General features: G+C 72.1%; 17 protein-coding genes. 4 read left to right on the forward strand and 13 right to left on the reverse strand.

Annotation, left to right across the window (positions count from 1 at the left end; all coding sequences use genetic code 11):
- Window positions 1–64: 64 nt before the first annotated feature.
- Entirely contained in the window at window positions 65–979 is a 915-nt protein-coding gene (locus FCN18_RS36035; protein WP_112274729.1) for a proteasome assembly chaperone family protein, read from the reverse strand.
- A gap of 117 nt (window positions 980–1,096) precedes the next feature.
- Here FCN18_RS36035 and FCN18_RS36040 point away from each other — a divergent pair, with 117 nt between their 5' ends.
- Window positions 1,097–2,410 (forward strand): ROK family protein, encoded by a 1,314-nt coding sequence (locus FCN18_RS36040; protein WP_228714308.1) that lies wholly within the window; start codon window positions 1,097–1,099, stop codon window positions 2,408–2,410.
- Window positions 2,411–2,419: 9 nt separating this feature from the next.
- A complete protein-coding gene (locus tag FCN18_RS36045) occupies window positions 2,420–3,040 on the forward strand; it encodes a TetR/AcrR family transcriptional regulator (RefSeq protein WP_137097285.1) in 621 nt (206 codons plus the stop codon).
- 76 nt (window positions 3,041–3,116) lie between these two features.
- On the opposite strand, the gene FCN18_RS36050 is transcribed toward FCN18_RS36045, so the two are convergent.
- The 12 genes from FCN18_RS36050 to mbhE all read right to left on the reverse strand — a co-directional run bounded on the left by FCN18_RS36050 (window position 3,117) and on the right by mbhE (window position 17,409).
- The gene (locus tag FCN18_RS36050; RefSeq protein ID WP_112274731.1) at window positions 3,117–4,418 is read right to left on the reverse strand and encodes a M1 family metallopeptidase; all 1,302 of its coding nucleotides are present in this window, start codon (window positions 4,416–4,418) and stop codon (window positions 3,117–3,119) included.
- Window positions 4,419–4,428: 10 nt separating this feature from the next.
- On the reverse strand, window positions 4,429–8,292 hold the full coding sequence (locus FCN18_RS36055) for a Pls/PosA family non-ribosomal peptide synthetase (RefSeq protein ID WP_113644490.1): 3,864 nt from the start codon (window positions 8,290–8,292) through the stop codon (window positions 4,429–4,431).
- Between the two features lie 204 nt (window positions 8,293–8,496).
- The gene (der, locus tag FCN18_RS36060) at window positions 8,497–9,915 is read right to left on the reverse strand and encodes a ribosome biogenesis GTPase Der (RefSeq protein ID WP_112274733.1); all 1,419 of its coding nucleotides are present in this window, start codon (window positions 9,913–9,915) and stop codon (window positions 8,497–8,499) included.
- Window positions 9,912–10,556: a lysophospholipid acyltransferase family protein gene (locus tag FCN18_RS36065; protein ID WP_137097286.1), complete on the reverse strand. Its 645-nt coding sequence runs from the start codon at window positions 10,554–10,556 to the stop codon at window positions 9,912–9,914. Before FCN18_RS36065 ends, der begins: the two co-directional genes overlap by 4 nt.
- Window positions 10,553–11,278, reverse strand: a complete 726-nt coding sequence (gene cmk, locus FCN18_RS36070; protein WP_113644491.1) for a (d)CMP kinase — start codon at window positions 11,276–11,278, stop codon at window positions 10,553–10,555. Before cmk ends, FCN18_RS36065 begins: the two co-directional genes overlap by 4 nt.
- A gap of 56 nt (window positions 11,279–11,334) precedes the next feature.
- Entirely contained in the window at window positions 11,335–11,676 is a 342-nt protein-coding gene (gene mnhG, locus FCN18_RS36075; protein WP_112274736.1) for a monovalent cation/H(+) antiporter subunit G, read from the reverse strand.
- A complete protein-coding gene (locus FCN18_RS36080; RefSeq protein ID WP_112274737.1) occupies window positions 11,673–11,939 on the reverse strand; it encodes a monovalent cation/H+ antiporter complex subunit F in 267 nt (88 codons plus the stop codon). Before FCN18_RS36080 ends, mnhG begins: the two co-directional genes overlap by 4 nt.
- On the reverse strand, window positions 11,936–12,505 hold the full coding sequence (locus FCN18_RS36085; RefSeq protein WP_206078072.1) for a Na+/H+ antiporter subunit E: 570 nt from the start codon (window positions 12,503–12,505) through the stop codon (window positions 11,936–11,938). The genes FCN18_RS36080 and FCN18_RS36085 overlap by 4 nt, the downstream gene beginning before the upstream one ends.
- On the reverse strand, window positions 12,505–14,040 hold the full coding sequence (locus tag FCN18_RS36090; RefSeq protein WP_137097288.1) for a Na+/H+ antiporter subunit D: 1,536 nt from the start codon (window positions 14,038–14,040) through the stop codon (window positions 12,505–12,507). The genes FCN18_RS36085 and FCN18_RS36090 overlap by 1 nt, the downstream gene beginning before the upstream one ends.
- Window positions 14,037–14,495 carry a Na(+)/H(+) antiporter subunit C gene (locus tag FCN18_RS36095; RefSeq protein ID WP_137097289.1) on the reverse strand — a complete coding sequence of 153 codons (459 nt, stop codon included), beginning with the start codon at window positions 14,493–14,495 and terminating at the stop codon, window positions 14,037–14,039. The genes FCN18_RS36090 and FCN18_RS36095 overlap by 4 nt, the downstream gene beginning before the upstream one ends.
- Window positions 14,492–14,995: an MnhB domain-containing protein gene (locus tag FCN18_RS36100; RefSeq protein WP_137097296.1), complete on the reverse strand. Its 504-nt coding sequence runs from the start codon at window positions 14,993–14,995 to the stop codon at window positions 14,492–14,494. The genes FCN18_RS36095 and FCN18_RS36100 overlap by 4 nt, the downstream gene beginning before the upstream one ends.
- 71 nt (window positions 14,996–15,066) lie before the next feature.
- Window positions 15,067–17,409, reverse strand: coding sequence for a hydrogen gas-evolving membrane-bound hydrogenase subunit E (gene mbhE, locus FCN18_RS36105; protein ID WP_137097290.1), 2,343 nt, complete (start codon window positions 17,407–17,409; stop codon window positions 15,067–15,069).
- Window positions 17,410–17,553: 144 nt separating this feature from the next.
- Here mbhE and FCN18_RS36110 point away from each other — a divergent pair, with 144 nt between their 5' ends.
- Complete coding sequence (locus FCN18_RS36110; RefSeq protein ID WP_112274748.1) at window positions 17,554–18,036, forward strand: cation:proton antiporter regulatory subunit; 483 nt, start codon at window positions 17,554–17,556, stop codon at window positions 18,034–18,036.
- Between the two features lie 4 nt (window positions 18,037–18,040).
- The gene (locus FCN18_RS36115) at window positions 18,041–19,237 is read left to right on the forward strand and encodes a cation:proton antiporter (protein ID WP_137097292.1); all 1,197 of its coding nucleotides are present in this window, start codon (window positions 18,041–18,043) and stop codon (window positions 19,235–19,237) included.
- Window positions 19,238–19,291: the final 54 nt, after the last annotated feature.

Here is a 19,291-nt window from a genome sequence, read left to right on the forward strand (position 1 = left end):
GATCAACAGCGGATCCAGATTGAACGCAGTGAAGGTGGCCTTCACTGCGGTTGGCCGGTGGCGCTCACTGCTCGTTGTCGTTGCCGCCCTGTTCCGCCAGGAAGCGCTCGAACTGGCTCGCCAGTTCGTCGCCCGTGGGCATCGGGGTGTTGTCGGCGAGCAGGTTGCCCTTCGCGCTCGCCGCGGTGAACGCGTCGTACTGCCGCTCCAGCGCGCTCACCACCTCGGCCACCTCGTCCGACTCGCGGACCTGACGGTCCACCTCCTCGTCGGTGCTCCGCGCCGCCTCCCGCAGCGCGTCGGACGGCAGGCTGAGCCCCGTCGCCCGCGTGATCGCGTCCAGGAGCGTCAGCGCCGCCGCCGGATACCGCGCCTGTGCCAGATAGTGCGGCACGTGCGCGGCGAAACCGATCGCGTCGTGCCCCGCCTGCCCGAGCCGCAGCTCCAGCATCGCCGCGGCGCTGCCCGGAATCCGCACCTCGTTGAAAAACGGCTGGTACTCGTCGACGAGCTGCGCGCGCGTCGCGTGCGCCGTCAGGCCCAGCGGCCGCGTGTGCGGCACCCCCATCGGGATCCCCTGGAAGCCCACGCTCAGCCGCACCTGCCAGCGCTCGACGAGATGGCGCACGGCGGCGGCGAACCGTTCCCACTCGTGGTCGGGCTCCGGCCCGGTGAACACCAGGAACGGCGTCGCGTTCTCGTCGTGCAGCAACCGCACCGCCAGCTCCGGCGCCTCGTAGTCGGACCAGTGGTCGCCCGAAAAGGTCATCGTCGGCCGCCGCGACCGGTAGTCGATCAGCCGGTCCACGTCGAACCTCGCCACCACCGGCCCGTCCAGCTCCTCGAGGAGGTGGTCGGCGACGGCCCGGCCGGCCGCGCCCGCGTCGATGAACCCGTCGAAGTGGTAGAGCAGCACCGCACTGTCCAGAACGGGAACGTCGGAATCCACTTCGTACAACTCGCCCGGATCCGACACCACCGCGTAACCTCCTGACCTTCAGCTGTCTGTCCCAAGCGGATACCAACGCGTGGTGTTCCTGTTTCCATCCCACCACATCGACCTGCCCCCGGGGGCCGCGTGGTGGAAGATGTTCGCGTGCAGGAGCCGAAGACACCCCGGACCCCGACCGTGCCGAGTCCCGAGCACGTCGACAGCCTCGCGACCGTGCTCGACCTCGTCCGCTCCGGCGTGGCGCGAACCCGGCCCGAGATCGGCCGCCACTCCGGGCTCGGCCGCACCGTCGTCACCCAGCGCGTCAACCAGCTCACCGAGTGCGGGCTGCTGGAGGAGGGCGCGCTCGGCCCGTCCAGCGGTGGGCGGGCGCCGCGCGAACTGCGATTCCGGGCCCGCGCGGGCCTGGTGCTCGCGGCGGAGCTGGGCGCCACCAGCGTCGGCGTCGGCGTCACCGACCTCAGCGGCACCGTGCTCGCCGAGCGGGAGGAGGCCGCCGACATCGCGCTCGGCCCCGATCCCGTGCTGGAACGCGTCGAGATCCTCTTCGACGAGCTGCTCGCCGAGATCCGCGCCGAACACGGCGACGTGGCCGTGTGGGGCATCGGCATCGGCCTGCCGGGGCCCGTCGAGTTCGCGACCGGACGGCCGAGCGCGCCGCCGATCATGCCCGGGTGGGACGGCTATCCGGTGCGTGACCGGCTCACCGCCCGCTTCGGCGCACCCGTGTGGGTCGACAACGAGGTGAACACGATGGCGCTCGGCGAACTACGCGCCGGATCCGCCAAGGGGCAACGGGACATCCTCTACGTCAAGATCGGCACCGGGATCGGCGCGGGCCTGGTGTCCGGCGGACGGCTGCACCGCGGCAGCCAGGGCTGCGCGGGCGACATCGGGCACGCCGCCGTCGCCGACGAGGCGACCGTGGTGTGCCGCTGCGGCAACACCGGCTGCCTCGAGGCGTACGCCGGCGGCGCGGCGCTCGCCCGCGACGGGCTCGCCGCCGCTCAGGAGGGGCGCAGCGAGTTCCTCGCCGGGGTGCTGGAGTCCACGGGAACCGTCACCGCGGCGGATGTCTCCCGCGCCGCGCAGAGCGGCGACCGCACCTCGGTGGAGCTGCTCACCCGCGCCGGCAGGCTGATCGGCAGCCTCCTCGCGACGCTCGTCAGCTTCTACAACCCCGCGCTCGTGATCATCGGTGGCGGCGTCGCCGCCGCGGGGGACCTGCTGCTGGCCGCCGTGCGCGAGTCGGTCTACCGGCGCTCCCTGCCGCTCGCCACGCGGGAGCTGCGCATCGCGCGCTCCACGCTGAGTGACCGCGCCGGGCTCGTGGGGGCCGCGTTCATGGTCATCGACGAGCTGTTCGCCCCCGAACGGCTCGCCCATTGGGTGGCAGCGGGAAGTCCGGCCGGAGCACCGGAACTCGTCAACGTCCCATTGCGCGCTCCCCTGCTCTAACCTGGGGAGATGCCCGATCGCGTCTACGGGGGCCGGACGGCGGCCGATCGCAGAGCAGAGCGCAGGCAGCGCCTGCTGGACGCCGGTCTGGAACTGTTCGGCACCGAGGGCTACGTCGCGACCTCGATCGAGCGACTGTGCTCCGCGGCCGGGGTGTCCACGCGGAACTTCTACGAGGAGTTCACCGGACGCGAGGCGTTGCTGACGGCCTTGCACGACATGGTGCTGGAACGCGCGCTGAAGGCCGTCGCCGACGCGTTCGCCCGGGCGGAGAACGAGCCGCTGGCCCTGCGGATCGAGCTCGCCGTGCGCGCCTACATCGCCACCACCGCGGAGGACCACCGCTGGGCCCGACTGTCCTATGTGGAGATAGTGGGCGTCAGCGAGACGGTGGAGCGGCACCGGCTCGCGTGGCGCGAGCGGTGGGTGGCGTTCCTCGTCGCCGAGGCGCGCCGCGCCGTCGAGCACGGGGAGGCCATGTCGCGCGACTTCCACCTCAGCGCGGTCGCGCTGATCGGCGCCGTCAACGAGCTCGTCTACCACTGGGCCGTCGGCGACCACCGGATCCCGCTGGACGACGTGATCGCCGAGATCGTACGCATCGCGACGGTGACCCTCACCGGCCCCTAGGTCACCCAGCCGCAGTGAAGGCCACCTTCACTGCGTTGAGCGCAGTGAAGGTGGCCTTCACTGCGGTCGGTCCTGCTCAGGGAAGATCGGTTCCGTCCAACCAGGCCGCGAAGAAGGCGTCCAGTGGACGGCCCGCGTGGCGGGCGGCGAGCGCGGTGAACTGGTCCGTGGTCACCGTCGCGTGGCGGTGGGTGTCCGTCCACGCGCGCAGCAGCCCGAAGAAGGCCTCGTCGCCGAGCTCGCCGCGCAGCGCGTGCAGCAGCAGCCCGCCCTTCTTGTACACGCCCTCGTCGAACATCCGGGCCACACCGGGATCCGCGAGCCGAAGCCCTGGCCGCCCCGCCAGCACCCCGCGCCAGTACCGCGCGTGCTCGTCGGCGGACTGCCCGCCCGACGCCTGCGACCACAGCCATTCCGCGTAGGTCGCGAATCCCTCGTTGAGCCAGATGTGCCGCCAGCCGGCCACGGTGAGGCTGTTGCCGAACCACTGGTGCGCGAGCTCGTGCACGACGAGCCGCTCGTGGGTGCGCCTGCCGTCGACGTGGTTGGCGCCGAAGACCGCCATCCCCTGCGCCTCCACCGGATCGTCGAGCTCGTCGTCGGTGACCACCACGACGTACTCCTCGAACGGGTACGGGCCGAAGTGCTCCGCCAGCACCTCCAGCATCCTCGGCTGCCGGGCGAAGTCGGTCTCCGCGCGCGCCCGCAGCCCCGGCGGCACGGCGAGCCGCTGCGCCGGGCCGGGCTCCAGCTCGGTGTAGCGGCCGATCTGCACGCTCATGAGGTACGTGGCCGTCGGCGCGTGCTGCTCGTAGACCCACGTCGTGGTGCTCGCCGACCGCTGCCGGGAGACCAGCGTGCCCGTGACGTACACCGAGTACGCCGACGCCGTCGTCAGCGCCACGCGGTACGTGGCCTTGCCGGAGGGGTGGTCGTCGCACGGGAACCACGACGGCGCGCCGATCGGCTGCGCGGCGACGAGCACGCCGTCGCTGAGCTCGTCCCAGCCGATCTCGTCCCAGTGCCGCGACGCGAGCGGGCGCGGGTTGCCGGAGTAGCGCACCTCGACGGTGAACTCCTCGCCCTCGGCGAGGGGCAGCGCGGGTGTGATGGCGAGCTTGTGGCCGCGGTGCGCGTACCGCGCGGGCCTGCCGCCCACGAACACCCTGCCCACCTTCAGGCCCGCGAGGTCGAGGCTCAACCGGGACAGCGCCTGGGTCGCGACGGCCTCGATCCGGCCCCTGCCGGAGAGCCGGTTCGCGCCGATCCGGTAGTCCAGCTCGAGGTCGTAGTGCCGGACGTGGTAACCGCCGTTGCCGTGCTCCGGCAGATACGCGTCGCCCGACGTGGCGGCTCCCGGCGCTGCGGACGACCTCATCACGCCGCGCTCACCGCCAGGCGGCGATGGCGTTGCCCTGCCACCGCGTGTCGGCCGGCACCACATCACCTCGCGTCACCAGCGAGCCGGGGCCGATCGTCGTGCGGGCGCCGATGCCGGCGCCGGGCAGCACGATGCCGTGCGGGCCGAGCGTCGCGCCCTCGTCGAGCACCACCGTGTCCATGCTCATGATCCGATCATGGAACAGGTGGGTCTGCACAACACAACCCCGGTTGACGGTCGCGCCGTCGCCGATGCGCACGAGGTCGGACTCGGGCAGCCAGTACGTCTCCAGCCACGCCCCGCGCCCGATCCGCGCACCCATGCTCCGCAGCCATGCCGAAAGCAGCGGTGTGCCGCCGAGCGAGCCGACGAGCCACGGCACGGCGAGCACCTCCACGAAGGTGTCGGCCAGCTCCGCGCGCCACACGAACGAGCTCCACAGTGGACGTTCCGAGACGCGGAAGCGGCCAACCAGAGCCCATTTCGCGACGGTCGCGGTCACGGCGGCGAGCGCGCCTGCCGCGAGCAGGACGACGCCGGACAGCAGCGCGGCCACCACGAGCCCCAGGCTCGCGGTCAGCGCGACGAGCGCGGCGACCACGAGCACCGCCAGCGCGACCCCGCACATCACCGGCACCACCCGGCACAGCTCCACGGCGGCACGCGCGACGCGCAGCCGGGCAGGCGGGTCGAACGTGCGGCTGGTGTCGGCGTCCTCGACCGACCGGCGCAGCGGCATCGGCGGCATGCCGAGCCACGACGAGCCCTTCTTCGCCTTCGGCGGCGTGGACGAGAGCACCCCGACCAGCCCGCGCTTGGGCACCGAACGGCCCGGCGCTGTCATGCCGGAGTTGCCGAGGAAAGCCTGCTTGCCGATGCGCGCGGGGGCCACGTGCAGCCAGCCGTGCCCCAGCTCGTAGGTGGCCACCATGGTGTCGTCGGCGAGGAACGCCCCGCTGTCGATCTTGGTCATCTTCGGCACCGCGAGCACCGTGGACGCCTCGACGCCGCGGCCGACCCTCGCGCCGAGCAGGCGGAGCCACACGGGCGTGAACAGGCTGGCGTACAAGGGGAACAGCCCGGCCCGCGCGGAGTCCATCAGCCGCTCGGTGGCCCACACCCGCCAGGCGCCGCGGCTGTGCACCGGGTGGTAGCCCTCGCGCAGGCCGATCCCGAGGGCCCGCACTCCACAGAGCACGAGCAGCGCGTACGCGGCGAGGTAGGCGACCGTCGCGACCGGGACGGCGGCCAGTGCCGCGCCGAGCGCGGAACCGGGCGCTCGCCCGGCGACCGCACCGCCGAGCACCGCGAGCGCGGGCACCGCCGCGATCGCCGGCAGCAGGCCAAGCAGCACCGAGGTAACGCCGTAGACCGCCACCCACCGGCGTGAGCGGCGGGGCGCCTCCGACGGCCATTGCCTGCTCGCCTTGCCCTCGCGGCGCGCGGGCGACCCCGCCCAGCGCTGTCCCGCGGGCACGCTGCCGAGGACGGTGGACCCCGCCGCGATCTCCGCGTGCTTGCCGACGCGGGCGCCAGGCAGCAGGGTGCTCCGCGCCCCCACGCGCGCGCCTGCGCCGACGCGGATCTTGCCGATGTGCACGACGTCGCCGTCGACCCAGTAGCCGGAGAGGTCGGCCTCTGGCTCCACCGCCGCTCCCCTGCCCAGCTTGAGCAGCCCGGTCACCGGCGGCTGGGAGTGCAGGTCGACGTCACGGCCGACCTTGGCGCCCAGCGCCCGCGCGTAGTGGGTCATCCACGACGCTCCCGCGACGGCGTTGGCGCCGCTGGCGTCGGCCAGCCGCTCGGCGGCCCACAGCCGCAGGTGCACCCGCCCGCCACGCGGATGGGTACCTGGCCGTACGCCGCGTAACAACAGCCGGGCACCGCCCGCCGCGATCGCGATCCGCCCGGCCGGGCTGAACAGCACGAGCCACGCCACGCCGAGCGCCCACCATGGCACCGAGGGAGCCCACGCGAGCCCGGCCCACCGCGCGAGCACCGTCGACACGGCGGCCGCGATCGTGGTCCAGCGCAACCCGGCAAGAGTGAACAGCGGCAGCAGGAGCAGCGTCTGCACCAACCCCGCGCGGCGCGGCGTCGGCGCCACCTCGCGGCGGCTGGTGGTCGCGTCGCCGAGCGCGTCCAGCAGGGCGGCGAGCTCGCCGAGGCGCGGGTGCCGGTACACGTCGGTTACCGAGACCGTGGGGTGCCTCGTGCGGATGCGGGAGACGAGCTGTGCCGCGGTGAGACTTCCGCCGCCGTTGCGGAAGAAGTCGGCTGCCGCGTCGGTCACCGAGACGCCGAGGATCTCGCCCCATGCCTCGGCGAGCCAGGACTCCGTCGGAGACAACGATTCCTTGGTATCCACTGTGGACAGCGGCCAGGGCAGCGCCGCGCGGTCGACCTTGCCCGAGGTCCGCGTCGGCAGGTCGCCTACCACGGCGAGCAGCGGCACGAGCGCGGCGGGCAGCTGTTCCCGCAGCCGGGACACGGCGCCGTCGTGGTCGAAGTCCTCCCGAGGCACGACGTACCCGACGAGAACCTGGTTGCCCGCCTTGGTGGTGCGGATGGCGGCCGCGCCGCCCGCGACGCCGGGCAGCGCCTGCAGCGCCGCGTCCACCTCACCGAGCTCGATCCGGCGGCCACCGAGCTTGATCTGTTCGTCGGCCCTGCCGAGGAACAGCAGCCCGTCCGGCTCGGCGCGCACGAGGTCGCCGCTGCGGTACGCCCGCTGCCAGCCGAGTGCGGGCAGTGGCGCGAACTTCTCGGCGTCCTTGGCCGGATCGAGGTAGCGCGCGAGCCCCACCCCACCGATCACCAGCTCGCCGGACTCGCCCATCGCGACCGGCCTGCCCTCGTCGTCGACGACGGCGAGCTGCCAGCCCGCGAGCGGCAGCCCGATGCGCACCGGACCCTCGCCGGTGAGCTGCGCGGCGCACGCCACGACGGTGGCCTCGGTGGGTCCGTAGGTGTTCCAGACCTCGCGGCCCTCGACGGCCACGCGCTCGGCCAGCTCCGGCGGGCACGCCTCGCCGCCGAAGATCAGCAGCCGGACCTCCTCCAGCGCGTCGGCGGGCCACAGCGCCGCGAGCGTAGGCACGGTCGAGACGACGGTGATCCGCCGCTCCACCAGCCACGGGCCGAGGTCGACGCCGGTGCGCACGAGCGCTCTCGGCGCGGGGACCAGGCACGCGCCGTGCCGCCACGCGAGCCACATCTCCTCGCACGAGGCGTCGAAGGCGACCGACAGCCCGGCAAGCACGCGATCGCCGGGTCCGAGCGGCTCGTCGGCGAGGAACAGCTCTGCCTCGGCGTCGACGAACGCGGCCGCGCTCGCGTGGCTCACGGCGACGCCCTTGGGCCTGCCCGTGGAACCGGAGGTGAAGATGATCCAGGCGTCGTCGCCGGGCGCGGGCGCGCCCGGCGCCCCGCCCGGGGTCCCGCACGGCGTGAGCGCGCCACCGTCGCCGAGCACGGCGCACACCCCGGCCTCGCCGAACACGAGCTCGGCCCGCTCGGCGGGGTCGTCGGCGTCCACCGGCACGTAGGCGGCGCCGAGCGACAGCACCGCGAGGATCGCGACGTACAGCTCAGCGGTGCCCGACGAGATCCGGACGCCGACGCGGTCACCCCTGCCGATGCCCGCCGCGGCGAGCTTGCCGCGCACGGTCTCGATCTCCTCGGCGAGCGCCCGGTACGTCAGCGTCTCCGTGCCGTCGTCGAGCGCAGGCGCACCGGGGTGGCGCGCCGCGGTCTCGGCCAGGATGTCCAGCAGCGTCCGCTCGCTCGGGGCGAGACCGGACCAGAACAGCGCACGACCCGCGGTGGGTGTGGCGGGCCCGGTCGGGGCGGCGTCGATCGCGAGAGTCACACGGCCTCACAGCAGCTCATCCGGGTCGGCTCCGAATGAGGCGCCCCTTTACCGGCCGACCAGGATACCCGAGGGTGAACGGCAGGTTGCCGAGCGGTGTCGCGTTGCGGACGCAGTGAAGGCCACCTTCACTGCGTTGAACGCAGGCATGGTGGCCTTCACTGCGTTGGGCGCAGGCATGGTGGCCTTCACTGCACAGGGGGCCTACCGCGACTTCCTGGGCTTCTTCTCGCGCACGCGGACGTTGATCCGAACCGGACTGCCCTGGAAACCGAAGCGTTCCCGGAACTTCCGCTCGATGAAGCGGCGGTAGCCGGCCTCCAGAAAACCTGTGGTGAACAACACGAGCGTCGGCGGCCGGATCCCCGCCTGCGTCGCGAAGAGCACCTTCGGCTGCTTGCCGCCGCGCACCGGGGGCGGCGTGGCGGCCACGAGGTCGGAGAGCCAGCCGTTGAGCTGCCCGGTCGGCACGCGCTGGTCCCACGACGCGAGCGCCGTGCGCAGCGCGGGCGCCAGCTTGCGGACGGCGCGGCCCGTGAGCGCGGAGACGTTGACCCGCTCCGCCCACGGCACGCGGACCAGTCCCCGGTCCAGCTCGCGGTCGAGCTGGTGCCGCCGGTCCTCGTCCACGAGATCCCACTTGTTGAAGGCCAGTACCAGCGCGCGGCCCGCCTCGGCGACCAGCGTCACCACCCGCAGGTCCTGCTCGGACACCGGCTCGCTGGCGTCCAGCAGCACGATCACCACCTCGGCGGCGTCGATCGCGGTCCGCGTGCGCAGGGACGCGTAGTACTCCATGCCGCTCGCGGTCTGCACGCGCTTGCGCAGGCCCGCCGTGTCGACGAAGCGCCACAGCTGCCCGTCCAGCTCCACCAGCGAGTCGACGGGGTCGACGGTGGTGCCCGCGACCGAGTCCACCACCGCGCGCTCCTCGCCGGTGAGCTTGTTGAGCAGGCTGGACTTGCCGACGTTGGGCTTGCCGACGAGCGCGACGCGGCGGGGTCCGCCCGCGACGCGGTCGGCGTCCCTCGGCGCCTCGGGCAGCGCGTTCACGATCGCGTCGAGCAGATCACCGGAGCTGCGGCCGTGCAGTGCGCTCACCGGATGCGGCTCGCCGAGCCCGAGCGACCACAGCGACGCGGTCTCCGCGAGCAGGCGCTCGTCGTCGACCTTGTTGGCCGCCAGCAGCACGGGCCGCTTCGAACGCCGCAGCACCTTCGCGACCGCCTCGTCGGTGGCCGTCGCGCCCACGGCGGCGTCGACGACGAGCAGCACGGCGTCCGAAGTGGACATCGCCAGCTCCGCCTGTGCCGCCACGGAGCCCCGGAGCCCGGTGGCGCCCGGCTCCCAGCCGCCGGTGTCGACGACGGTGAACCGGCGCCCGTTCCACAGCGCGTCGTAGGCGACGCGGTCGCGCGTCACGCCCGGCACGTCCTGCACGACGGCCTCGCGGCGGCCCAGGATCCGGTTCACCAGGGTGGACTTGCCCACGTTCGGCCTGCCCACCACGGCCAGCACCGGCTGTGCGAGCTCGGCGTCGTCGTCGGGCTCTCCCTCGGCGCCCTCCGTGTCGGCGGCGAGGAACTCCGCCTCGTCGGACCAGGTGCCGTCTGCTTCGGTCATTGTCTCTGCTTCTCTTCTCGTTGCCGGTCAAGCTCTTCGACGAGGGCGGCGAGCGTCCCCCTGATGCGCTCGGTGCCCTCGGCCAGCGCGGCGCGTCCCCTGCCGACGTCCACTGTGAACGGTTCGCCGACGAGCACGTCCACCGTGGGCCGGAACCGTCGTCTGCCCGTGGGGTTGAGCGTCCCGCGCACCGCCACGGGCACCACGACCGCGCCCGACACCCGCACCAGCCACGCGGCGCCCTGCTGGGCCTGTGCCACGTCGCCCGCGCCCCGCGTGCCCTCGGGGAACACCCCCACGAGCCCGCCGTCGCGCAGCACTTCGGTCGCCGTGCGCAGCGCCTCCCGGTCCGGCACGCCGCGCTTCACCGGAACCTGCCCGATGCGGCGCAGACCCCAGCCCGCCGGGCCCGAGAACATCTCCTCCTTGACGAGGAACACCGAGCGCCTCGGCAACATTCCGAAGATGAGCTGCGGCTCGATCATCGAGCTGTGGTTGGCGACCAGCACGACTGGGCCCGTGCGCGGCACGCGGGCGGCGCCGTGCACGCGGATCCGGTAGGCGGGCCGGTAGAGGTACCGGGCGATCACCCTGCCCACGTCGTGCAGCCAGGGCGTCGCGCCCCGGGGGAGTCCGGTCACCGGCTGGCCTCCGCGAACTCGCCGCCGAGCAGGCCCCTCCTGCTGGCCAGCTCGCTCAGCGCCGTGATCACCTGCTCGATCGACAGCTCGGAGGTGTCGAACACCACGGCGTCCTCCGCCGCGCGCAGGGGCGAGACGGTCCTGGTGGAGTCGAGCTGGTCCCGGCGCTCCACCGACGCCCGCGCGTGCTCGGGCGTCGAGTCCCTGCCCGCGGCGGAGTCCTGCGCGCTGCGCCGCGCGGCCCTCACCTCGGCCGACGCGGTGAGGAAGACCTTGAGCGGGGCCCCGGGCGCCACGACGGTGCCGATGTCGCGGCCGTCGACCACGATGCCGCCCACCGAGCCCAGCACGGCCTCGATGATCTCCCGCTGCCCGGCGACGAGCACCTGCCGCACCTCGGGGACGGCCGAGACGGGCGACACGGCCACGTTGACCCGCTCGGTGCGGATCTCCTCGCCGACGTCCTCGCCGTTCAGCTGCGCGCGCGGATTGTCGGGGTCGGTTCCGACACCCACCTGTACCTGGCTGGTCAGCGCGGCGACGGCGGCGGCGTCGGTGGGATCGATGCCCGCGCGCAGCACCGCGAGGGTGACGACGCGGTACATCGCGCCCGTGTCGAGGTAGCCGGCGCCCAGCTTGGCGGCCAGCTTGCGCGCGACCGTGGTCTTGCCGGTTCCCGATGGGCCGTCCAGAGCGACCACGCCGCGTAGGGCTCCCGCCACCGACTGTTCTCCCTCGCTAATCGTCGTGCCTTGCGAGGGTCCATTCTGCCTTCCGGTCAGCCGCGCTCCGCACGCAGGCGCTCGTCCAGCTCGTCGGTGACCAGCGTGGACTTCTCGATGGCGCCGGTGTGGTAAGCGGTGCGGCCGAACAGCTGGGACAGCACGGGCGCGGTGATCACCTGGAACAGGCCGGCGAGCACGAGGCCCACCGCGTACCGCGGCTCCAGCCGCACGGCGGTGCCGGCGAGGATCAGCAGCAGGCCGAGCGTCTGCGGTTTGGTGGCCGCCTGCAGCCTGCTGGGCACGTCGGGCAGCCGCAGCACGCCGTACGCGCCGATCAAGCAGAACAGCGCCCCAGAGAGCAGGAGCACCGCACAGATCCAGTCGCGCACGGTCACCGGTACTCCTCCCTGCGCTCGACGAGGCGCACCACGGAGATCGAGCCGACGAACCCGAGCAGGGCCACGGCCACCAGCAGCGCGATGTAGATGCCGCGCAGCGACATCGCCATGCCCACGGAGGTCCCGGCCACGATGAGCACCACGAGCACGTCGATCGCGAGGATCCGGTCGAGCGTGCGCGGGCCGCGGACCAGCCGCAGCAGGATCAGCAGCCCGGCGAGGCCGAGCAGGCCGAAGGTGATCGCGAAGACGACGGTCATTGGGACTCCATCCGGGTTCGGGCGCGGCGCCGCTGCTTGGCCTCCTCCGCACGGGACCGCGCCGTGCGGGCCTCCTCGGCGGAGCCGTACGCGTGCATGACCTTCACCTGCAGGTCGAGCGCGTCGTCGTGGATCTTGTCGCAGGACACGCGCGACTGGACACCGAGCGCGTAGACGTACCAGATCCGGTTGGTCCGGTCGATCTGCAGCACGAACCGTCCGGGGCCCAGCGAGAGCACGTTGGCCGCGGAGGCGATCACGTGGTCCACATCGGACAGCACGGGTACCGCCACGATCGCCGCCTTGACCTTGGAGCCGTGGCGGAACTCGTCGAACGCGAGCCGCACCGCCGACTGCACCAGGTCCCACACGACGTACACGGCCAGGCCCACCAGGCGCAGCGGACGGCTGAAGATGTTCCACCGGTGCACCGGCAGCGGGAAGAACAGCAGCACCGCGAACGCGAGCAGCACTCCGAAGATCGCGGTGCTCGCATCCAGCGAGCCCCAGAGCATCAGCCACACCAGTACGAGCCAGACCAGCAGCGAGGGCGAGATCCTGCGCATCAATCACCACCCGCCTCGCCCAGCACGGCGGTCCGGTAGGCGCCGCCGTCGAGCAGGTCCGCGGCCGCGCGCTCGCTCATGTCCGCCAGCGGACCCGCGAACACGGCGATCAGCACGCTGACCGCCACCAGCCCTCCGGTGGCCACGAGCATGCCCTTCGACGTCGAGCCGGTGCCCACCGTCACCTCGTCGGTCGGATCTGGATCGGGATGCGGCTCGCCGACCTTGCCCCAGAACGCGCCCACCCAGATCTTGGTCACCGCGAAGAGCGTCAGCAGGCTCGTCAGCACGGCCGCCGCGGTGACGGCGTAGGCCGCGGGGGTCCCCACGGCCGCGCCCGCCTGCAGCAGCGCGATCTTGGCGACGAACCCCGAGAACGGCGGGATGCCGGCGAGACTCAGCGCTGGCAGTGCGAACAACACCGCCACCAGCGGGTACGCCTTGGCCACACCGGACATCGCGTGCAGCGACACGGTTCCGGTGTGCCGCGTGATCAGACCGCTGGTGAGGAACAGCGCCGCCTGCACCGTGATGTGGTGCACCACGTACAGGATCACGCCCGCCAGGCCGATCACGGTGAACAGCGCCAGGCCGAACAGCATGTAGCCGATGTGGCTGACGAGCAGGAAGGACAGCATCCGGTTGAGGTCGTTCTGCGCGATCGCGCCGAGCACGCCGACGATCATCGTCAGCAGCGCGACGACCAGCAGCACCGTCCAGCTCTCGTCGTGGATGAACACCAGCGTCTGGGTGCGGATCAGCGCGTACACACCCACCTTGGTGAGCAGGCCCGCGAACACCGCGGTGATCGGCGCCGGGGCGGTCGGGTAGCTGTCCGGGAGCCAGAAGTGCAGCGGCACGAGCGCGGCCTTGATCCCGAACACCACGACCATGAGCAGCCCGAGGCTCGTCTGCACTCCGGGGTCGAGCTCGCCGATCTTCTCCGGCAGCGCCGCGAGGTTCACGGTGCCCGTCGCCGCGTACACCAGCGCGATCATGGTGATGAACAGCAGCGACGACGTGAGGCTCACGATCACGTACGTCATGCTGGCCCGCACGCGCTCAGCCGTGGTGCGCCGCGTGATCAGCACGTACGACGAGGCCAGCATGATCTCGAAGGCGACGAAGAGGTTGAACAGATCGCCGGTGAGGTAGGCCAGCGAGACACCCGTGCACAGCATCAGGTACATCGGGTGGAACGCGGTGGACGCGGTCTGCCTGCCGTAGTCGGTGATGCGCTGGCCGATCGAGAAGATCAGCACGGCGAGCGTCACCAGCGCCGAGGTCAGCAGCAGCAGCGCGGCGAGCCGGTCGGCGACCAGCGTGATCCCGAACGGCGCCGCGTAGCCGCCGAGCTGCAGCACGACGGGGCCGTGCTTGTCGGCCTCCGCGAGCAGCGCGCCGGCGATCACCGCGATGGCGGTGAGCACGGTGGCGCCGATCAGCCGCTGCATGCGAGGCGAGCGCATCACGATCAGCGACAGTGCGGCGGCGAGCAGAGGCAGCAGCACCGGCAATGCGACGAGGACGGTCACCTCGGCACCTCCTCACTCGCCTCGGGGGCCTCGAACCCGGCGACCGCCTCCGCGGGCTCGGTGTCGGGCTCGTCGGACTCGTCCATGCCCTCGCGCCGCCGTTCCGCCTCGCGGATCCGCCGGTCCTCGACGTCGTCCTGCACCTCGTCGTGGCCGAGCAGCGCCCACGAGCGGTACGCCAGTGCCAGCAGGAACGTGGTGAGCGCGAAGGTGATGACGATGGCGGTGAGCGCGAGGGCCTGCGGCAGCGGGTCGACCATCGCCTCGATCAGCGCGGAGCCCGCGAACACCGGCTCCCCCGGCGGGCCGCCCGCGACCTGGAGGAACAGGTTCGCGCCGTGGCCGAGGATCACGATGCCGAGGATCACGCGCATCAGGGAACGCTGCATGAGGAGGTAGAAGCCGACCGTGTAGAGCCCCGCGAGCACCACGGCCATGGTGATGTTCACGGTCACGTGCGCTCCACCTCCTCGCGCTCGAGCGTCTCGTCGTCGAGCCCGGGTCCGCCCAGCTCCGTGCCCGCACCGACCGTGCGGAGCAGGTCGATGACGACGCCGACGATCAGCAGGTACACCCCGATGTCGAGGAACAGGTTGGTGGTGAACTTCAGCTCGCCGAGCACTGGCAGGGAGAGCTTCCAGATCGCCGAGGACAGCACGGGCTGGCCTACCAGTGCGGGCACGAGCGCCGTGAGCACCGCGATGCTGAGCCCGCTGCCGATCACCACCGGCGGCCTGATCCGGACGGTCGCGGCGAGTTCCGCGCTGCCACCGGCCACGTACCGCAGCACGAACGCCAGCCCGGCGACGAGCCCGCCGCTGAACCCGCCGCCCGCGTCGTGGTGCCCGGCGAAGAGCAGGTACACCGACACCATCAGCACGGTCGGGAAGACGATGCGGGCGCAGACCTCGAGCAGCAGCGAGCGCGGCCAGGTGTTGCAGTTGTGCTCGGCCATCAGCCACCGGTCGCGCGGCCGGTCCCACTCCGCCCACGGCACCCGCTCGAGTTCGCGGTCCGGTTCGGTGCTCACTGCTTCACCTCCGTCCGTTCGCTTCCGGCGTCCTCGGGCACGTAGCCGCCGGATGGCCGCTGTCGCGCGCGGGCGAGGATCAGGCTCGCCGCGCCCGTCGCCGCGATGGCGAGCACCGCGATCTCGCCGATCGTGTCGAAGGCGCGGAAGTCGACGATGATCGCGTTGACGACGTTGGTGGCGCCCGTCGCACTCTCGGCGTTCTCGGCGTAGAACCGGCTCGCCTCGGGCATGCCCTGCCGGCTCCCGGAGAAGAGCACCGCCAGCACGGCGACGAACGTGCCGGCCACGGCCGCGAGTCCGGCCTTGACCCAGCGGGCCCTGGGGAAGTACGGCCGGCCGTCGACGAAGCGCGGCGGGAACCGCCGGATCACGAAGACGAACACCACGAGGGTGAGCGATTCGACGAGGAACTGTGCCAGCGCGAGGTCGGCGCCACCGTCCACGATGAACAGCGCGCCGATGCCGTAGCCGACCACGCCGGTGAGGAGCACGGCGGTGAGCCGCCGCCGCGCGAGCACCACCGTGCCGGCCGCCACGAGCACCAGTGCCGCGAGCGGCACCTGCAGCAGCGAGTCCCACGCGCGCAGGTCCACGGGTGTCTCGATGCCCGAAAGCAGCCCCGCCCCGGGCACGGCGACCATCGTCACGAGGATCACGCCGAGATAGATGGGCAGCGAACCCGCCTGCAGGCGCCCGGTCACGGACTGGGCGAGCGCGACGAGACCGTCCACGCTGGCCTGGTAGCCGCGCTGGGCGTGCAGCGGCCCCGGGACCCAGCCCGCGAGCCTCGGCGCGAGCGCCGTACGGTGCAGCAGGTAACCGGCGATGATGATCGCGATGCTCAGCAGCAACGGCAGCTTGAAGCCGTGCCAGAGCCCGAGGTGGTAGTCGGGCGGATTCGCCGAGTAGGCGTCGGCGTACCCGGCGAGCAGCGGCTCCACCAGCCCGGGCACGAACGCGAGCACGAGGCCCGCGACCGCCGGGATGCCGACGATCGTGGTCATCACGGTGCCCGACGGTGGGGCCTCGGTGGGCGCGACCGTCGGCCGGGCGCCGAACGCGCCCACCAGGAACCGCAGGCTGTAGGCCACGGTGAACACCGAGCCGAGCACCACGCCCGCGAGCAGCAGCAAGTCCTTCGGCTCGCCGTGGAGCAGGCCTTCGATGGCCGCCTCCTTGCCGACGAAGCCGAGCAGCGGCGGGAATCCGGCCATGGACAGCACGGCGAGCGTCGCGAACACCGTCAGCGCGGGCCAGCGCGCGCCGAGCCCGGACAGCTCGCGGATGTCGCGGGTGCCGGTGCGCTTGTCGATGATGCCGACGGTGAGGAACAGCGCCGACTTGAACAGCCCGTGGGCGAGCACCAGCGTCACGTCCGCGAGCGCCGCGATCCACGTGCCCGCGCCGACGAGCACCATCAGGAAGCCGAGCTGGCTGATGGTGCCGTACGCCAGCAACGTCTTGAGGTCGTGCTGCCGCAGCGCGCGGAAGCCGCCCAGCACCATCGTCCAGAGCCCGAGCACCACGATCGGCAACCACCAGGCCGGCAGGTCCGAGAAGCCGGGGGCGAACCGCGCGACGAGGTAGACACCGGCCTTCACCATCGCGGCCGCGTGCAGGTACGCGCTCACCGGCGTCGGCGCCACCATCGCGCCGGGCAGCCAGGGGTGGAAGGGCACCTGCGCGGACTTGGTGAACGCGCCGAGCAGGATCAGCAGCACCGCCGCCGTCACCACTCCGCCGCCCGGCGGGTTCGCGATGATCTCCGAGATGCGGGTGGTTCCGGCCGCCGTGGCGAGCAGGAGCAGGCCCAGCAGCATCGCCAGACCGCCGAGGCTCGTCACGAGCAGCGCCTGGGTCGCCGACTTGCGCAGCTTCCTGGTGAGGCCCTCCCCGCCGACCAGCAGGAAGGAGCACACCGTGGTGAGCTCCCAGAAGATGTACAGCGAGATGACGTCGTCGGCGAGAACGAGGCCGAGCATGGAGCCCGCGAACAGCACCAGCAGTGACGAGTCGCGGCTGACGGCTCGGTCGCCCGGCTTGGCGTAGCACGCGTAGTAACACAGCACCAGCGCGCCGATGCCCGACACGAGCACGATCATCAGCAACGCGAGCTCGTCGAAGCGCGTGGTGAACTCCAGACCGATGTTCGGGGCCCACGCGAACGTTTCCACCGGGTGTCGCTCGGCCAGTGCGCCGCTCGCCCGGCTCAGCGCGAAGACGAGCGTCGCCGCGGGGGCCAGCGCACCGACGACGAACGCGGCCCTCCCCCACCGGCGCGCGATCAACGGCAGGAACGCCGCGAGCACGAAATGGGCCGCTATGGCCGTCAGCACCCGGTCTCACCCCTCCCTGCTAGCCACCCGACAGGTCCTGATCGTACGGACCCCCCTGAACGGCCCGCGCGTTGACCGAAATGGACAGTCCAGCCAAACCGGTCGGGAGCTGTTTCGAGTGCCGAATGGGTTACCTTGGGATACGTGAACGTCGAAGTAACTCCCCTGCCGGGAATCGGCGTCCGTAAGGACTTCGCCATCGGCAACGGCCGCAGGGTCGGCGTGGTCACCCAGCGGGACGGCAAGATCGAACTGATCGTCTCGAAGTCCGACGATCCCGACGCGTGCCTGGCCTCGTTGCCACTCACGGCCGAGGAGGCGGGCGCGCTGGCGAACCTGCTCGGGGCCCCTCAGCTCGTGGCACAGCTCACCGAGGAGCACCGGGAGCTGCCGGGCATCAACACCAAGCAGCTGCCGATCAAGGCCGGCTCGCCGTTCGACGGCCGCACGCTCGGTGACACCGCGATCCGCACCCGCACCGGCGTGTCGGTGGTCGCGGTGATGCGCGCGGGCCAGGTGCACCCGTCGCCGACCCCGGACTTCACCTTCACCGCGGGCGACCTGCTCGTGGCGGTCGGCACGGCGGAGGGTCTCGAAGCCGCTTTCAAGATCCTCAAGCACGGCTGAGTACGTGGATCACACAGCACTCGAACTGATCGAACTAGGCGCCGTCTTTTTCGCGCTGGGCGCACTCGGCAGACTCGCGGGCCGGATCGGACTCTCTCCGATCCCCCTGTACCTGGTGGGTGGCCTGTGCTTCGGCCAGGGCGGGGTGCTGCCGCTCGGCGACATCGGTGAGTTCACGCAGATCGCCGGTGAGATCGGCGTCGTCCTGCTGCTGTTGCTGCTGGGCCTCGAGTACTCCGCGGCCGAGCTCTTCACGGGGCTGAAGCGGTCGTGGATGGCCGGTGTGCTCGACATCGTCCTCAACGCCGCGCCGGGGGCCGCCGTGGCGCTGTTGCTTGGCTGGGGCCCGGTCGGCGCGCTGGTGATGGCGGGCGTCACCTACATCTCCTCGTCGGGCATCATCGCCAAAGTCCTCGGCGACCTCGGCCGGCTCGGTAACCGCGAGACGCCGGTGGTGCTTTCGGTGCTGGTGTTCGAGGACCTCGCGATGGCCGTGTACCTGCCGATCCTCACGGCCGTGCTGGGCGGCATCAGCTTCCTCGGCGGCCTGCAGGCGGTCGGCATCTCGCTCGCCGTGATCACCGTCGTGCTCGTCGTCGCGCTGCGCTACGGCCGCTTCGTCTCCGCGATCGTGGACAGCGAAGACCGCGAGGTGTTCCTGCTCAAGGTGTTCGGCGCGGCGCTGCTCGTGGCCGGGTTCGCCTCGGCGCTGCAGGTGTCGGCCGCGGTGGGCGCGTTCCTGCTGGGCATCGCGATCTCCGGGTCGACGGCCGAGAACGCCACGCGGCTGCTGGAGCCGCTGCGCGACGTGTTCGCCGCCGTGTTCTTCGTGGTGTTCGGCCTCAACACCAACCCGGCCTCGATCCCGCCGGTGCTGGCCTGGGCCGTCGTCCTCGCCGTCGTGACCACGCTGACCAAGATCGCCACCGGCTGGTGGGCGGCCCGGCGCGCGGGCATCGGCAGGCTCGGCCAGGCCCGCGCGGGTGCCGCGCTGGTCGCGAGGGGTGAGTTCTCGATCGTCATCGCCGGCCTCGCGGTGAGCGCGGGCGCCGTGGAGGGCGAGCTCGCCGCGCTGGCGACGACCTACGTGCTGCTGATGGCCGTGCTCGGCCCCATCGCGGCGCGGGTGGTGGAGCCGGTGGCGCGGGCCCTTCAGCGCAAGACCACCGGCCTCACGCGCACGGCCGGTGACACGCCGTAGCCACCCCACCCCGGCTGCAGTGAAGGCCACCATCACTGCGTTGGAATCAACACA

Source organism: Prauserella endophytica (assembly GCF_005146945.1).
In the GTDB taxonomy this organism is placed as follows: Bacteria; Actinomycetota; Actinomycetes; order Mycobacteriales; family Pseudonocardiaceae; genus Prauserella_A; species Prauserella_A endophytica.